The organism is Azorhizobium oxalatiphilum, assembly GCF_014635325.1.
GTDB classification, from domain to species: domain Bacteria; phylum Pseudomonadota; class Alphaproteobacteria; order Rhizobiales; family Xanthobacteraceae; genus Azorhizobium; species Azorhizobium oxalatiphilum.
The window spans coordinates 403,681-417,680 of sequence record NZ_BMCT01000003.1 but is presented as its reverse complement, the minus strand read 5'-3'; the positions used below and the strand labels follow the sequence as shown (position 1 = coordinate 417,680).

The 14,000-nt window shown below is 65.0% G+C and carries 11 protein-coding genes; 8 read left to right on the top strand and 3 right to left on the bottom strand.

Features of this window, described 5'->3' with window-relative positions; translation table 11 throughout:
* The first annotated feature begins 81 nt into the window (after positions 1–81).
* Entirely contained in the window at positions 82–789 is a 708-nt protein-coding gene (locus IEW24_RS13845) for a glutathione S-transferase N-terminal domain-containing protein (protein ID WP_244644387.1), read from the top strand.
* Between the two features lie 27 nt (positions 790–816).
* Here IEW24_RS13845 and IEW24_RS13840 read toward each other — a convergent pair whose 3' ends face one another.
* Together IEW24_RS13840 and IEW24_RS13835 are read right to left on the bottom strand one after the other, a co-directional pair.
* Positions 817–1,146 carry a hypothetical protein gene (locus IEW24_RS13840; protein ID WP_210324206.1) on the bottom strand — a complete coding sequence of 110 codons (330 nt, stop codon included), beginning with the start codon at positions 1,144–1,146 and terminating at the stop codon, positions 817–819.
* Positions 1,143–2,774 (bottom strand): GMC family oxidoreductase, encoded by a 1,632-nt coding sequence (locus IEW24_RS13835; protein ID WP_188579474.1) that lies wholly within the window; start codon positions 2,772–2,774, stop codon positions 1,143–1,145. Before IEW24_RS13835 ends, IEW24_RS13840 begins: the two co-directional genes overlap by 4 nt.
* A gap of 1,222 nt (positions 2,775–3,996) precedes the next feature.
* On the opposite strand from IEW24_RS13835, the gene IEW24_RS13830 reads away from it, so the two are divergent.
* Positions 3,997–5,442 (top strand): porin, encoded by a 1,446-nt coding sequence (locus tag IEW24_RS13830; RefSeq protein ID WP_188579472.1) that lies wholly within the window; start codon positions 3,997–3,999, stop codon positions 5,440–5,442.
* A 260-nt stretch (positions 5,443–5,702) separates the two neighbouring features.
* Entirely contained in the window at positions 5,703–7,040 is a 1,338-nt protein-coding gene (locus IEW24_RS13825) for an Nramp family divalent metal transporter (protein WP_188579470.1), read from the top strand.
* A gap of 22 nt (positions 7,041–7,062) precedes the next feature.
* On the opposite strand, the gene IEW24_RS13820 is transcribed toward IEW24_RS13825, so the two are convergent.
* Positions 7,063–7,737, bottom strand: a complete 675-nt coding sequence (locus IEW24_RS13820; protein WP_188579468.1) for a GntR family transcriptional regulator — start codon at positions 7,735–7,737, stop codon at positions 7,063–7,065.
* Positions 7,738–7,938: 201 nt separating this feature from the next.
* Here IEW24_RS13820 and IEW24_RS13815 point away from each other — a divergent pair, with 201 nt between their 5' ends.
* The 5 genes from IEW24_RS13815 to IEW24_RS13795 all read left to right on the top strand — a co-directional run bounded on the left by IEW24_RS13815 (position 7,939) and on the right by IEW24_RS13795 (position 13,991).
* Complete coding sequence (locus tag IEW24_RS13815) at positions 7,939–9,309, top strand: malonyl-CoA decarboxylase (RefSeq protein ID WP_188579466.1); 1,371 nt, start codon at positions 7,939–7,941, stop codon at positions 9,307–9,309.
* Positions 9,306–10,832 (top strand): malonate--CoA ligase, encoded by a 1,527-nt coding sequence (locus IEW24_RS13810; RefSeq protein ID WP_188579465.1) that lies wholly within the window; start codon positions 9,306–9,308, stop codon positions 10,830–10,832. The genes IEW24_RS13815 and IEW24_RS13810 overlap by 4 nt, the downstream gene beginning before the upstream one ends.
* A gap of 209 nt (positions 10,833–11,041) precedes the next feature.
* Positions 11,042–12,064, top strand: a complete 1,023-nt coding sequence (gene dctP, locus IEW24_RS13805; RefSeq protein ID WP_188579463.1) for a TRAP transporter substrate-binding protein DctP — start codon at positions 11,042–11,044, stop codon at positions 12,062–12,064.
* A complete protein-coding gene (locus tag IEW24_RS13800; RefSeq protein ID WP_188579462.1) occupies positions 12,061–12,642 on the top strand; it encodes a TRAP transporter small permease in 582 nt (193 codons plus the stop codon). Before dctP ends, IEW24_RS13800 begins: the two co-directional genes overlap by 4 nt.
* Positions 12,639–13,991 (top strand): TRAP transporter large permease, encoded by a 1,353-nt coding sequence (locus tag IEW24_RS13795; RefSeq protein ID WP_188579460.1) that lies wholly within the window; start codon positions 12,639–12,641, stop codon positions 13,989–13,991. Before IEW24_RS13800 ends, IEW24_RS13795 begins: the two co-directional genes overlap by 4 nt.
* Positions 13,992–14,000: the final 9 nt, after the last annotated feature.

Genomic DNA, 14,000 nt, shown 5'->3' with positions numbered 1-14,000 from the left:
ACATACAGGCCATCATCTGACATGCCGGGCGCCGCAAGCGCCCGGCATGTTCGTTTTCAGCGGATGATCAGGAGAACAGGCTTGTCGCTCACGCTCTACGAACTCGCCGGCGCCGATGCCGAGCTGCGTTTCAGTCCACACTGCTGGAAGACGCGCATGGCGCTGGCGCACAAGGGCCTCGCAGCCGAGCGCCTGCCGTGGCGCTTCTCGGAAAAGGCGAACATCGCCTTCTCCGGCCAGGGGTTCGTGCCCGTGCTGGTGGATGACGAAACCGTCCTCTCGGACTCCTGGCGCATCGCGACCTATCTGGAAGATCGATACCCCGATCGGCCTTCCCTGTTCGGCAGTGCGCAGGGGCGCAGCTTCGCCCGCTTCTGCAACAGCTGGGCGGACAGCACGCAGGTGCTGCCGCTGCGCATGATCCTCACCTACGACATTTTCACTCTGGTGCACGAGAACGACCGGGCCTATTTCCGCACCTCGCGCGAAACCCGCTTCAATCGCAAACTGGAAGAGTTCGGCACCGAGACGGAAAAGCACGTTACCGATTTCCGGGCCGGCCTGGCGCCCGCGCGCGCCGTGCTGAGCGAGCAGCCCTTCCTGTGCGGCGAAGCCCCCACCTATGCCGACTATTGCCTGTTCGGCATGTTCATGTGGGCCCGCTGCATCAAGAAGATCGAGCTGCTGGAAACCGATGATCCGGTCCATGCGTGGCGTGAGCGCCTGCTCGATCTGTTCGACGGGCTGGCTCGCAAGGCACCCGCCATGGGCGCGGACGCCGCTTCCTGATCTTCATGCGGACACTGATGATGCTGCTCAGGGCGGCGTCGTCAGTTCCTGCGCCTCCGCCTGTCCCGACGCCTTGCCATACAGACAGGCGAAGGTCGCCTTCTGGTTCTTCATGTGCGGCTGCGGCCAACGGCCGGACACCAGCACGAGAACACGATCGGAAAAATCCGTGGGCGCGCCAAGTGCCCGTGCCTCCTTCAGGCCGCTGGCCTTCAGGCAAGCCGCCTTCGCCTTGCCGAACAGCTCCGCCCAGGCATCCGGGCTGGAAGCGGACGCCGGAAAGGCTGCGAGACACAGGCCCGCGGCCCGCAGAAGGGCCGTTGAGCGCGAGCTTTTGCGTGACCCATACGTCATCATGCGCGGGCATCCTCCAGGATCATGCGGGCCCCCTTCTCGCCGATCATGATGGTCGGCGAATTGGTGTTGCCCGAGGTTATGGTCGGCATGACGGACGCGTCCACCACCCGCAGCCCCTCGATGCCGTAGACTTTCAGCCGGCCATCGACCACCGCCAGCGGATCGGTCGCAAGGCCCATCTTCGCCGTGCCGACGGGATGGAAGATGGTGGTGCCCACATCGCCTGCCGCCCTGGCGAGCGCGGCCTCATCATCATTCGATATGGTCGGGCCGGGCAGCAGTTCTTCGGGGTGGTATGGGCTGAGCGCCGGCTGAGCGGCGAGGCGTCGGGCGACGCGGATGGAATCCGCCGCCACCTGCCGGTCCTCCTCCGTGGTGAGATAGTGGGGGCGGATTTCCGGCGGCGCCAGCGGATCGGCGCTCTTCAGCCGGATGGTGCCGCGTGAGGTCGGGCGCAGGTTGCACACGCTCATGGTGAAGGCCGGAAAGCGATGCAGCGGATCCCCAAACTTGTCGAGCGAGAGCGGCTGGACATGGAACTCGATGTTCGCCCTCTCCTGCCCCGGATCGGAGCGCGTGAAGATGCCAAGCTGCGAGGGCGCCATGGTGAGCGGTCCGCGCCGGAACAGCGCATATTCCAGCCCCATGCCGATCCGGCCCGGCAGAGAGTGATAGCGCTGGTTCAGCGTGCCGATGCCCTGCACCTTGTAGACGAGCCGCAATTGCAGATGGTCCTGCAGGTTCGCGCCCACGCCCGGCTTGTCCAGAACCACATCGATGCCCTTGGCCTTCAGATGCTCCGCCGGGCCGATACCGGACAGCATGAGCAGCTGGGGCGAGCCGAGCGCGCCTGCCGCCAGCACCACCTCGCGGCGTGCCCGCAGCGTACGCTGGCCCTCGTTGCCGCGCAGCACGATGCCGGTGGCGCGGCCCGCCTCCACCATCACCCGCTCCACATGGCCCGTGGTCACGAGATCGAGGTTGGGTCTGTTGAGCACGGGCTTCAGAAAGCCGCGCGCCGCGCTCCAGCGCAGGCCACGTTTCTGGTTCACGTGGAAATAGCAGGCTCCCTCATTGTCGCCCGTGTTGAAGTCGTCGATGGAAGCGATGCCCGCCTGTCCCGCCGCCGCGCGCACCACATCCAGCAGTGGCCAGGTGATGCGGGGAAACTCCACATGCCATTCGCCGCCCTTGCCGTGATGGGCGTTGGGGCCAAGGAAATGATCCTCGTGGCTCTTGAACAGCGGCTCCACCTCATCCCAGCCCCAGCCGGCGAGCCCCAATTGCCGCCAGTGATCATAATCCGCCGCCTGCCCGCGCATGTAGATCATGGCGTTGATGGCCGAGGAGCCGCCGATGGCCTTGCCGCGCGGATAGGAGAGCGCCCGGCCGTTCAGTCCGGCTTCGGGCTCGGTCTTGAAGCACCAGTCCGCGCGCGGATTGCCGATGGCGAACAGATAACCGACAGGAATGTGGAACCAGATCCAGTCGTCCTTGCCGCCGGCCTCCACCACCGCCACCCGCACATTCGGGTCGGCGGACAGCCGATTGGCGAGCACGCAGCCGGCGGATCCCGCGCCGACGATCACATAGTCATAGGTCTCACCTGCAGCGGTGGCCTGAGGCATACCGTTTCCTCCTTGAACCGACCTATCCGGACTTGACGCCCGCGTTGCCGCGACTTTGGCCGCAGTGCCCCGCCGGGGCAAGGCCACACTGTCGCGCGGTCATGCGCACCACAGCGCATGTATCGGGCAACGGGCTCAGGGCGCCGGGAGATGACGGACGGATTGATGAAAGCGGCACATGAGAGCAATCGGTCGCAAAGGATTGCCCAAGCCGACGCTTGGGCGTATTGAGTGAGTCAATCCGGTTCGGGCAGGGACTGGGCAAACTAAGGCCCACGACTTTGCATACCTGCTCCCCCGAAGCTTTCGCTCCCCCACAAGCCCGCTTTCGCGAATCGCATTCACAGCCATAGGCGCGAGCTGAATATTGCGGGACGTTGATCAGGCGCTCTGTTGGCCGCCCTTGCGAGGCCGCCTGCGCTGCGACCATCCGCTCCGTAATTTTGATCGAAATTGCGCATCGCGATCAAAAGCAAGAGCAATCAATCAAGGTGACACTTGTACATCAATCCACAGGCACCCACCAAACATGACAACCAGACGACATTAACTCGTAAAATTCTGCGACATTTACTACACGCCATTAGCCATGAGATGATTGTAATCACACGAAATGGCACTCACACGATCTCGTTACTTGCGACGCATGATGCGAGTCCATATCTCGAAAACGCGCAGGCAGCATGCTGACCTGCCGAAGTCGATCCAGCCGATCCGGTGGCCGGGCACAGTCGCCTGCGCAGCACCGCCGCAGGCACCCGCACCGCATGTGGTGTGTGAGCAAGACCCGGCGCGGACGCTGACCTGCCCCCCGCGTCCGCGCCGGGCTCTTCACGTGAAGCCCTGCAACCGCAGAAGCACCGCACAACCAAAATATAAATTGCAGAATCAGTAGTCGGACAAAGACTTGTCGTTCGTCGCACTGCCATGGCGATGGAAAGTTACTGAGCATCGCAGCGCAGACTGTGGCACAAAAGTCGCACACACTCTTGATTGGACTTACCATCAATTGACACCCGGAAAGCGATCCATCTATGGTCCGCCGCGTCAAGTGAACAATAGTGTTTTCTTGGCTGGTGAAGCGAGGGGGGCACCCCAGTCACTTGACGTTGCGTTGGCCCATTCGGGCCAGAGCGATGGGGCTGGGGTCGGGATCAGGCGATGGTGGGGCAGGCACCTTCGCTGCGAGCAGGCTCCCTCCGAAGACCATTTGGAGGTCACTTTGAACATCGTAAAGAGTGCTCTGCTCGGCAGTGTTGCGGGGCTCACCGCCATTGCCGGCGCCCATGCTGCCGACCTGCCCGTGAAGGCCAAGGCCGTTGAATATGTGCGGGTTTGCTCCGCCTACGGCGCGGGCTTCTACTACATCCCCGGCACCGACACCTGCCTGAAGATCGACGGCTTCGCCCGCTTCGACACCTATCTGAACTCCACCGGCACCTTCAATCCGGCCATCTCGTCCGGCACTGGCGCCGGCTTCAACGGCCCGGGCGCCGGCAGCGCCGCCTTCCCCTATCGCGACGATGACGATGCGTCCTACCTGACGCGCGTTCGCGCCGTCATGGGCATGGATGCGCGCACGCAGACCGACTACGGCACCCTGCGCTCCTACATCCGCTTCGGCATGAACTGGGAATCCCAGACGGGCGCCGGTTCGGGCTCCGGCATCGGCATGTATTTCGAGCGCGCCTTCATCCAGTTCGCGGGCTTCACCTTCGGCTACAGCCAGTCGTTCTTCGACACCGGCATCAGCTATGCCTACACCACGCTGTATGCCGGCTCGAACCAGCTGACCTCGGCCCTCGCCTACACCGCGCAGTTCGGCAACGGCTTCTCGGCGACTATCGCCCTCGAAGACGCTGCCAACCGCATCACCGGCGTGCAGGCGACGTCCGCCGGCGTGTTCAGCACCACCGGTGGCCTTGGCTACAGCAACTACCAGTCCGGCCAGGAAATCCCGGACATCGTCGGCAACATCCGCATCGATCAGGCCTGGGGCTCGGCGCAGTTCTCCGCGGCTGCGCATCAGGTGGGCGCGCTCACCCCGATCGGCACCGCCACCGGCACCTCGTTCCTCGGCCAGAACTCGGACGACACCTGGGGCTGGGCTCTGGGCGGCGCAGTCGAGATCAAGCTGCCGATGATCGCCAAGGGCGACAGCCTGTACATCCAGGCCAACTATGCTGACGGCGCCCTGAGCTATGTCGGCCTGTCGGGCACCAACCAGGGCCGCGCCACCGGCCTCGGCCGCGTCGACCTCGGCTCCTCGCTCCTGACCTCCGGCGGCGCCTATTACCCGCTGTCGGACGCCACGTGGAACGCCAACACGCTGTCCTACAGCACCACCACCGCCTGGGCGATCCAGGCTCAGTATCGTCACTTCTGGACCCCCGGCGTCCGCTCGTCGGTGTTCGGTGGTTACGTGGACGTCAGCGTGTCGGACAACACCGTCGGCGCCGAGGACGTGAGCCTGTGGCAGGTCGGCGCCAACACCATCTGGTCGCCGGTGAAGAACCTCGACCTCGGCCTCGAAGTCCTCTACTCGAAGGTCGATGGTGACGTGCCGCTCAACAACTACGCCACCAACGGCACGGGCAGCGCGACCGCTCTGGTCGGCGGTTCCACCGACGTGTGGTCGGGCGGTTTCCGCGCCCAGCGCAGCTTCTGATCCTTTCGGGATCACAGGTTCGGAGAACCCCGGCGGGCAACCGCCGGGGTTTTTCTTTGCCCGCACGCCCCCCTGCCCTCTCCACCGGTTCAGGCGGCTACCCCCCCCTGAACCGAACGCGCGGAAGAGGGCGGCGCAGCCGGATCAGGCCTGCCCAGCTCAGGTCTTTCGTTCGTTTTTGCAATTCATTCGCAATTGCATTGACAGACATTGCGCCTTTATCCATTCTCATTCCAAGCTTCCACGTGGATGAGTGCAGAATGCTGGATCAGTTGAGGAAACCGTCCGATGGCTGGCGTCGCCCGCGTGGCGAGCCGGCGCTTTCGGATGTCCACGGAAGCATCAAGGTCAGCCATCGCAGCCGCATCGGCCGCCTGTTCGCGTTCCTTGGTCCCGGCTATCTCGTCGCCACCGGCTACATGGACCCCGGCAACTGGGCGACCTCGCTCGCCGGCGGCTCCCGCTTCGGCTACGCGCTGCTGTTCGTGGCGCTGCTCTCCAATGTCATCGCCATTCTGCTCCAGGCACTATGCTCGCGCCTCGGCGTCGCGAGCGGGCGCGATCTGGCGCAGGCCTGCCGCGACAGCTTCCCCAAGCCTGTCGCCTTCGTGCTCTGGATCCTCGCGGAGCTGGCCATCTGCGCCACCGATCTGGCGGAGGTGATCGGCACCGCCATCGGCCTCAACCTGCTGTTCGGCATCCCGCTGGAACTCGGCGTGATCATCACCGCGCTGGATGTGTTCCTTATTCTCGGCCTGCAGAAGCTGGGCTTCCGTTTCGTGGAAGCGCTCATCATGGCCCTGCTGGCGGTGATCGCGGCCTGCTTCTTCGTGCAGATCGCGATGGCTGATCCGGACTGGGGCGCGGTGATCCGCGGCTTTGCCCCCACGACGGAGATCGTGACCAATCCCGACATGCTCTATCTCGCGCTCGGCATCCTCGGCGCGACGGTCATGCCGCATAATCTCTATCTGCACTCCGCCATCGTGCAGACGCGCAGGCACGACCCCTCGGAGGAAGGCGTGCGCGAGGCTATCCGCTTCGCCACCTGGGACTCCACCTTCGCGCTGATGTTCGCGCTCACCATCAACGCCTCCATCCTCATCCTCGCCGCCGCCGCCTTCCACGGCACCGGCTCGGGCGAGGTGGCGGAGCTGGGCAAGGCGCACGAACTGCTCAATCCGCTGCTGGGCTCCTCGCTGGCGCCCACCCTGTTCGCCATCGCGCTGCTGTGCTGCGGCCTGAACTCCACCGTCACCGCCACCATTGCCGGACAGGCGGTGATGGAGGGGTTCATCGAGTTGAGGATCCAGCCCTGGCTGCGGCGGCTGCTGACCCGCGCCATCGCCATCGTCCCGGCGGCGATCGTCACCATCGCCTATGGCGAGTCGGGGGCCTCCACGCTGCTGATCCTCAGTCAGGTGGTGCTATCGCTGCAACTGCCCTTCGCCATCGTGCCGCTCGTCATGTTCACGGCGGACAGGCGCAAGATGGGCGTGCATGTGGCCCCACGCTGGCAGACGGTGCTGGCTGCCGCCGCAGGCCTGCTCATCATCGCGCTCAACATGAAGCTGCTGGTGGACTTCGCCCTCGGCTGACCCAGACCTTCGGCAGAGGCGGTCAGCCCACCCGGGCAACCGCCTCTGCTTCGTCCTGCAAAGCGGTGATCAGGTTCAGGAACCGCTCGCCCTGCACCAGCACATGCGCCCTGAGGCGCTCGGCGGCGAGATCCCCATCGCCCTTCAGCAAGGCGTCCAGAATGGCCTCGTGCTCGGCGAAGGAGGCGTCCATCCGCCGGGGCACACGGAGCTGCAGGCGCCGATAGGGCTGGAGCAGGCGCTGGTGGCGCTGGGCTTCGCCGGCCAGCACGCGATTGCCCGTCGCCGCATAGATGGCGGCATGGAAGCGGGCATTTTCCGCATAATAGGTCTCGCGGTCCTCCGCCGCGACAGCGGCGGCGCAGCCCGCATGGCTCTGCTCGATGGCGGCTCGATCTTCCGGCGTCATGCGCCGGGCGGCGAGGCGGCCGCAGGCGGCCTCGATCTCCGCCATCAACTCGAAGCTCTCGATGAGCGCGCGCGGGCCGAGCAAAGCCACGAAGGCACCCCGGCGCGGGCGGATCTCCACCATTCCCGAGGCGGCCAGCTGGATCAAAGCCTCGCGGATCGGCGTTCTCGATACGTCAAAGCGCTCGGCAAGGCTCACCTCGTCGAGCCGCTGACCGGGCTTGAGCCGGCCAGAGACGATATCGTCCTCAAGGGCTTCCCGCAGCCGGGGAGTGGCCTCGCCGCGCACCGAACGCCTCCAAATGCAATTCCTATAATCTTGCATACATGATGATTGACAACGGATGCAAGTCGTCGCCTCATAGGAGGCAGCAGGCTGGGCGGGCGGCGTGCTAGACTGGATGCGAGGCCAAAGGGACTGCGTGACGGGCTCCTTGCTGCCCGTCCTTGCGTCCCGGCTCCCGGCCCGCAACCGAGAGGACAGGCGTACATGACGTCCAACAGTTCCTTTTTCGGCGATCTTCTTGCGACCATCGCGGACCGCGGCCGTGCCCTGCTGGACCGATCCGGCCGCACCAATGGCGCCACCCGTGCCGCCACGCTGGTGGACCGTTGCCAGGAACTGCTCTCAGGCCGGGGCGAGGCCTCCGGGGTCGCGCTCGCCGCTGAAATCCTCTCCCGCTATGCCCAGATGAAGACCGGCGAGCGCATCGCCTTCTTTGAAAGCCTGCTGGCCACCTTCGGGCCCGACACGACCCGGCTGGAAAAGGCCATGGCCGCCTATGCGGCCAAGCCGAGCGACGCCTCCATTGCCGAAATCCACGCCGCCAGCGAGCCGCGCCGGCAGCAATTGTTCCGCCGGCTCAACATGGCACCCGGTGCCACCGCCGATCTCGTCCACATGCGCGAGCATCTCATGGACGCCATGGAGCGCCGCAAGGAGCTGGCGCCGGTGGACAATGACTTCAGCCACCTGTTCTCCTCCTGGTTCAACCGGGGCTTTCTGGTGCTGCGCCGGATCGACTGGTCCACGCCCGCCAACGTGCTGGAGAAGATCATCCGCTACGAGGCGGTGCACGCCATCCGCGACTGGAACGATCTGCGCGCCCGCGTGGACAGCCCGGACCGGCATTGCTACGCCTTCTTCCACCCCGCGCTGGTGGATGAGCCGCTGATCTTCGTGGAAGTGGCCCTCATGCGCGAGACGCCCGGCGCCATCGCCCCCATCCTCGACCAGACGCGCGATCCCATCGTGCCCGGCACCGCCACCACGGCGGTCTTCTATTCCATCTCCAACTGCCAGCGTGGGCTTGCCGGCGTGAGCTTCGGCCACTTCCTCATCAAGCAGGTGGTGGAGGAGATTTCCCGCGAAATCCCCTCGCTCACCACCTTCGTGACGCTCTCGCCCGTGCCCGCCTTCCGCAAATGGCTGGATGCCGAGCGCAAGTCGGAGAATTCCGCCGTGCTCACCTCCGCCGACCGCGAGCTGCTGGCCCTGCTCGATGCTCCCGACTGGGTGGAGCAGGATGCGGTGCGGGCGGAACTGGCAACGCTCATGAACAGCCTCGCCGCCCATTATTTCCTGATCGCCAGGACATCGAAGGGCAAGCCCATCGACCCCGTGGCCCGCTTCCATCTCGGCAATGGCGCCCGGCTGGAGCGGCTCAACCCCATGGGCGACCTCTCCCCCAAGGGCATCGCCCAGGCCTATGGGACGATGGTCAATTATCGCTATGTGATCGCCGATATCGAGAAGAACCACGAGACCTTCGCCGTGAAGGGCGAGGTGGTGGCGAGCCCGGCGGTGAAGAAACTCCTGCGCGGCGAATCCGCCCCGCGTGCTCTGGTGCCCACATCATGACGACCACAAACCATTTCTTCGCCGCCATCCGCGCAGCCATGCCGGACCTCGGCAAGCCGCTCGCGATCCATCCCAATGGCGAGGTGGCGACCTATGCCGATGCCCTCGCCCTGTCCGCCCGCCTCGCCAATGTGCTGGTGGCCCGCGGCGTGAAGCCGGGCGACCGGGTGGCCGTGCAGGTGGAGAAATCCTGGACCGCCTTCGTGCTCTATATGGCGGCGCTGCGGGCGGGTGCTGTCTATCTGCCGCTCAATACGGCCTATACGCTCTCCGAGCTGGAATATTTCCTCTCTGACGCCGAGCCCACCGTGGTGGTGGTGCGCCCCGAAGTGGCGAACGATGTGCGCACGCTCGCCGCAAAGCTCGGCGTGCCGCACGTGGAGACGCTGGGTAGCGACGGCAGGGGCTCGATCACGGAAGCGGCGGAAAGCGCCGGCGAGACCTTCGAGGACGTGCCGCGCGCGGCGGATGATCTGGCCGGGATCCTCTACACCTCCGGCACCACGGGCCGCGCCAAGGGCGCCATGCTCACCCACGACAACCTGCTCTCGAACGCGGTGACGTTGCGCGATTACTGGCGCTTCACCGCGGACGACGTGCTGATCCACGCGCTGCCGATCTTCCATACCCATGGTCTGTTCGTGGCCGGCGACATCATCCTGATGTCGGGCGCCAGCATGATCTTCTGCCCGAAGTTCGATGCCGCCGAAGTGCTGCGCCTGATGCCGAAGGCCAGCACGCTCATGGGCGTGCCCACCTTCTACACCCGCCTCATCGACATGCCCGGCCTCACCCGCGAGGCCACCGCGCACATGCGCCTGTTCGTCTCCGGCTCCGCGCCGCTGCTGGCCGAGACCCATCGCGCCTTCGAGGAGAAGACCGGCAAGGCCATTCTTGAGCGCTACGGCATGACCGAAACCGGCATGAACACCTCCAACCCCTATGACGGCGACCGCATCGCCGGCACCGTGGGCTTCCCGCTGCCGGACGTGAGCGTGCGCATCGCAGATCCGGCCACCGGAGCGGTGCTGGGCGCGGACGAGATCGGCTCCATCGAGGTGAAGGGGCCGAACGTCTTCAAAGGCTACTGGAAGCTGCCGGAAAAGACCGCCTCCGAATTCCACGACGGCTATTTCATCACCGGCGACCTCGGCAAGATCGATGCGCGCGGCTATGTCCATATCGTCGGGCGCGGCAAGGATCTGGTGATCACCGGCGGTTTCAACGTCTATCCGAAGGAAGTGGAAGGCGAGATCGACGCCATCCCCGGCGTGCTGGAAAGCGCCGTCATCGGCCTGCAGCACAAGGATTTCGGCGAGGGCGTCACGGCGGTGATCGTCCGCACGCCCGGCTCCACCCTCACCGAGGCGCAGGTGCATGCGGCCCTCGACGGTAAGCTCGCCAAGTTCAAGCTGCCGAAGAAGGTCTATTTCGTGGACGAGCTGCCGCGCAACACCATGGGCAAGGTGCAGAAGAATATCTTGCGCGACACCTACAAGGACACCTACCGCTCCGTGGCCTGAGGACATTTTGCGCCCAATGGGCGAAAAGCGCCCGAACAACAGTTGATCTGTTGACCAATAATGACGTTAAGTCATTTGAATCAGACCTTGTAAGACCTGCGTTCGAGTGAACACGCTCCGGCCACAGACCCCTTAAAAATCGGGGCGGTCGGGAGGAAACGCCAAGCATCCCGGCCCGCTTTGCGCGCGGCCGCAAGGAGGACATATCCATGCTTATTTCCCGTCGCCATGTGCTCGCCGGAGCCATCGCCGCCCCCGCCGTGATCTCGTTCTCGCGGCTGGCCAACGCGGCCACCACGCTCAAGATCTCGCACCAGTTCCCCTCCTCCAGCGGCGATGAAGGCGACTTCCGCGACCGTCTGGTGCGCAAGTTCGCCGCCGAGGTGGAAAAGCGCTCCAACGGTGAACTGAAATTCGAGATCTATCCCGGCTCATCGCTGATGAAGACCAATGCGCAGTTCTCCGCCATGCGGAAGGGCGCGCTGGATATGTCGCTTTATCCCATCTCCTATGCCGGCGGCGAGGCGCCGGAGTGCAACATCGGCCTCATGCCCTGCCTCGTCTCCTCCTATGCGCAGGGCCTCGCCTGGAAGACCAAACCGGTGGGCGAGGAATTCGCCACCTATCTCGACGGCAAGGGCATCAAGATCATCACCTGGGTCTGGCAGGCGGGTGGCGCGGCGAGCCGCGAGCGGCCGCTAGTCACGCCCGCCGACGCCAAGGGCATGAAGATCCGCGGCGGCTCGCGCGAGATGGACCTGATGTTGCAGGCCGCCGGCGCCGCCGTGCTCAACCTGCCGTCCAACGAGCTTTATGTGGCCATGCAGACCGGCGCCTGCGATGCCGGCATCACCTCCTCCACCAGCCTCATCTCCTTCCGGCTGGAGGAACTATCCAAGAATCTCGCCACCGGCAAGGGCAAGTCCTACTGGTTCATGCTTGAGCCGCTGCTCATGTCGAAGACCATCTTCGACAAGCTGCCCAAGGCGCAGCAGGACCTCATCACCACGGTGGGCGCCGAAATGGAGCCCTTCGGCCTCAAGGGCGCGCAGGAGGACGACGTGAAGGTGGCGGAGGTCTTCTCCAAGGCCGGTGCCAAGGTCTCGGATCTCGATGATGCCGTGATCGAGCAGTGGCGGACCATCGCCCGCGACACCGCCTGGAAGGACTATGCCGGCAAGACTGCCCTCTCCGCCAAGCTGCTGAAGCTGGCCGAAGAGGTCCAGGCATGAGCGCCCATGGCTTTGAAATGCCGGGCGCCGCCACCGCGTCGCCGGAGGCGCGCGCCGTCTCCGCCGCGCAGGCGGTGCATCCGGTGCTCGGGGCGCTGCAGATGGCGCTTGCCGGGGTCAACAAGGCGATCGTGATCCTCGCCTCGCTGGCCCTCATCGCGGCGAGCGTGATCCTGTCCTACAGCGTGGTGGTACGCTTCGTGTTCCACGCCCCCACCTACTGGCAGGACGAGGCCGCCGTCTTCCTGCTGGTGGGCGCCACCTTCATGACCGCCGCCTGGGTGCAGGGGCGGCGCGGGCATGTGGCCATCGAGGCGCTGACCGCCTTGTTGTCGCCCCGGGTCAATGCCGCGCGGCTGATCCTGGTGGATTTCGCCAGTTTCCTCTTCTGTGCCTTCTTCTCCTGGAAGTCCTTCACGCTGCTGCACGAAGCATGGGAGGACGGGCACATCTCCTCCTCCACCTGGGGCCCGCCCATGTGGATTCCCTATTCCCTGATGAGCATCGGAATGACGCTGCTCACGGTGCAGATCGCGTTGCAGCTCGCCTGCGCGTTGGCCGGAGGGCGCAAGTCATGAGCACGCTGGTCCTCGGCCTGATGTATGGCGGGGCAACTCTCGCCACCATGTTCATCGGCATCCCCATCGCCTTCGCGCTGGGCGCCGTCGCCGTGCTGTTCATGTTCGGCTTCATGCCCAGCGCCTCTCTCGATACGGTGACGCAGAACGTCTATGAGGAGATGGCTTCCATCACCCTCCTCTCCATTCCGCTCTTCATCCTGAAGGGCGCCGCCATCGGCAAGTCGAAGGCGGGACAGGACCTCTATTCGGCCCTGCATGCCTGGATGCACCGCATCCCTGGCGGCCTTGGCATCGCCAACGTGTTCGCCTGCGCCCTGTTCGCGGCCATGGCCGGCTCCTCGCCCGCCACCTGCTCGGCCATCGGCTCTGCGGGCATTCCGGAGATGCGCAAGCGCGGCTATTCCGGCGCGTTTGCGGCCGGCATCATCGCCGCCGGCGGCACGCTCGGCATCCTGCTGCCGCCGTCCATCACCATGATCCTCTATGCGGTGGCTGCCGAGCAGTCGCTGGGACGCCTGTTCCTCGCCGGCCTCGGGCCGGGCCTGCTGCTGGTCATCCTGTTCGCAGGCTATGCCATGGTGCGCTTCCGGCAGGAATACCGCACCGCCAAGGCCGCCTACGAGCGCACGGGCGTGCACTCGCAGATCCTGCACGAGGATAACCTCACCATGCGGGACCGTTTCGCGGCTTTGCCCCGCGTGCTGCCCTTCGTGGTGCTGCTCACGGGCGTCATGGTAGCGCTCTATGGCGGCTATGCCACGCCCTCGGAGACGGCGGGTCTCGGCGGCATTCTTGCGCTGCTGCTCATCGCGCTGATCTATGGCGTGTGGAAGCCCACGGACCTCGCACCCATCCTCACCTCCACTTTGCGCGAATCCACCATGCTGATGCTCATCATCGGCATGTCCCTGCTCTATTCCTACGTGATGAGCTATCTGCACATCAGCCAGGCGGCGGCGCAGGCCATCGTGGGCCTCCAGCTGTCCAAATGGCTGCTGTTGGCCACCATCCTCGGCCTCGTGATTGTGCTCGGCTTCTTCCTGCCGCCGGTCTCCATCATCCTGATGACCGCGCCCATCATCCTGCCGCCACTGCGCGCGGCGGGCTTCGACCTGATCTGGTTCGGCGTGGTGATGACCATCGTCATGGAGATGGGGCTGATCCATCCGCCAGTGGGATTGAACATCTTCGTCATCAAGAACATCGCCCCCGACATCCCACTGAAGGATGTGATCTGGGGAACGGTGCCCTTCGTGCTGCTGATGTTCCTGGCCGTGATCCTGCTCTGCCTGTTCCCGCAGATCGCCACCGGCCTGCCCGATCTCGTCATGGGCAAGGGGCGCTAGAGCATGTCC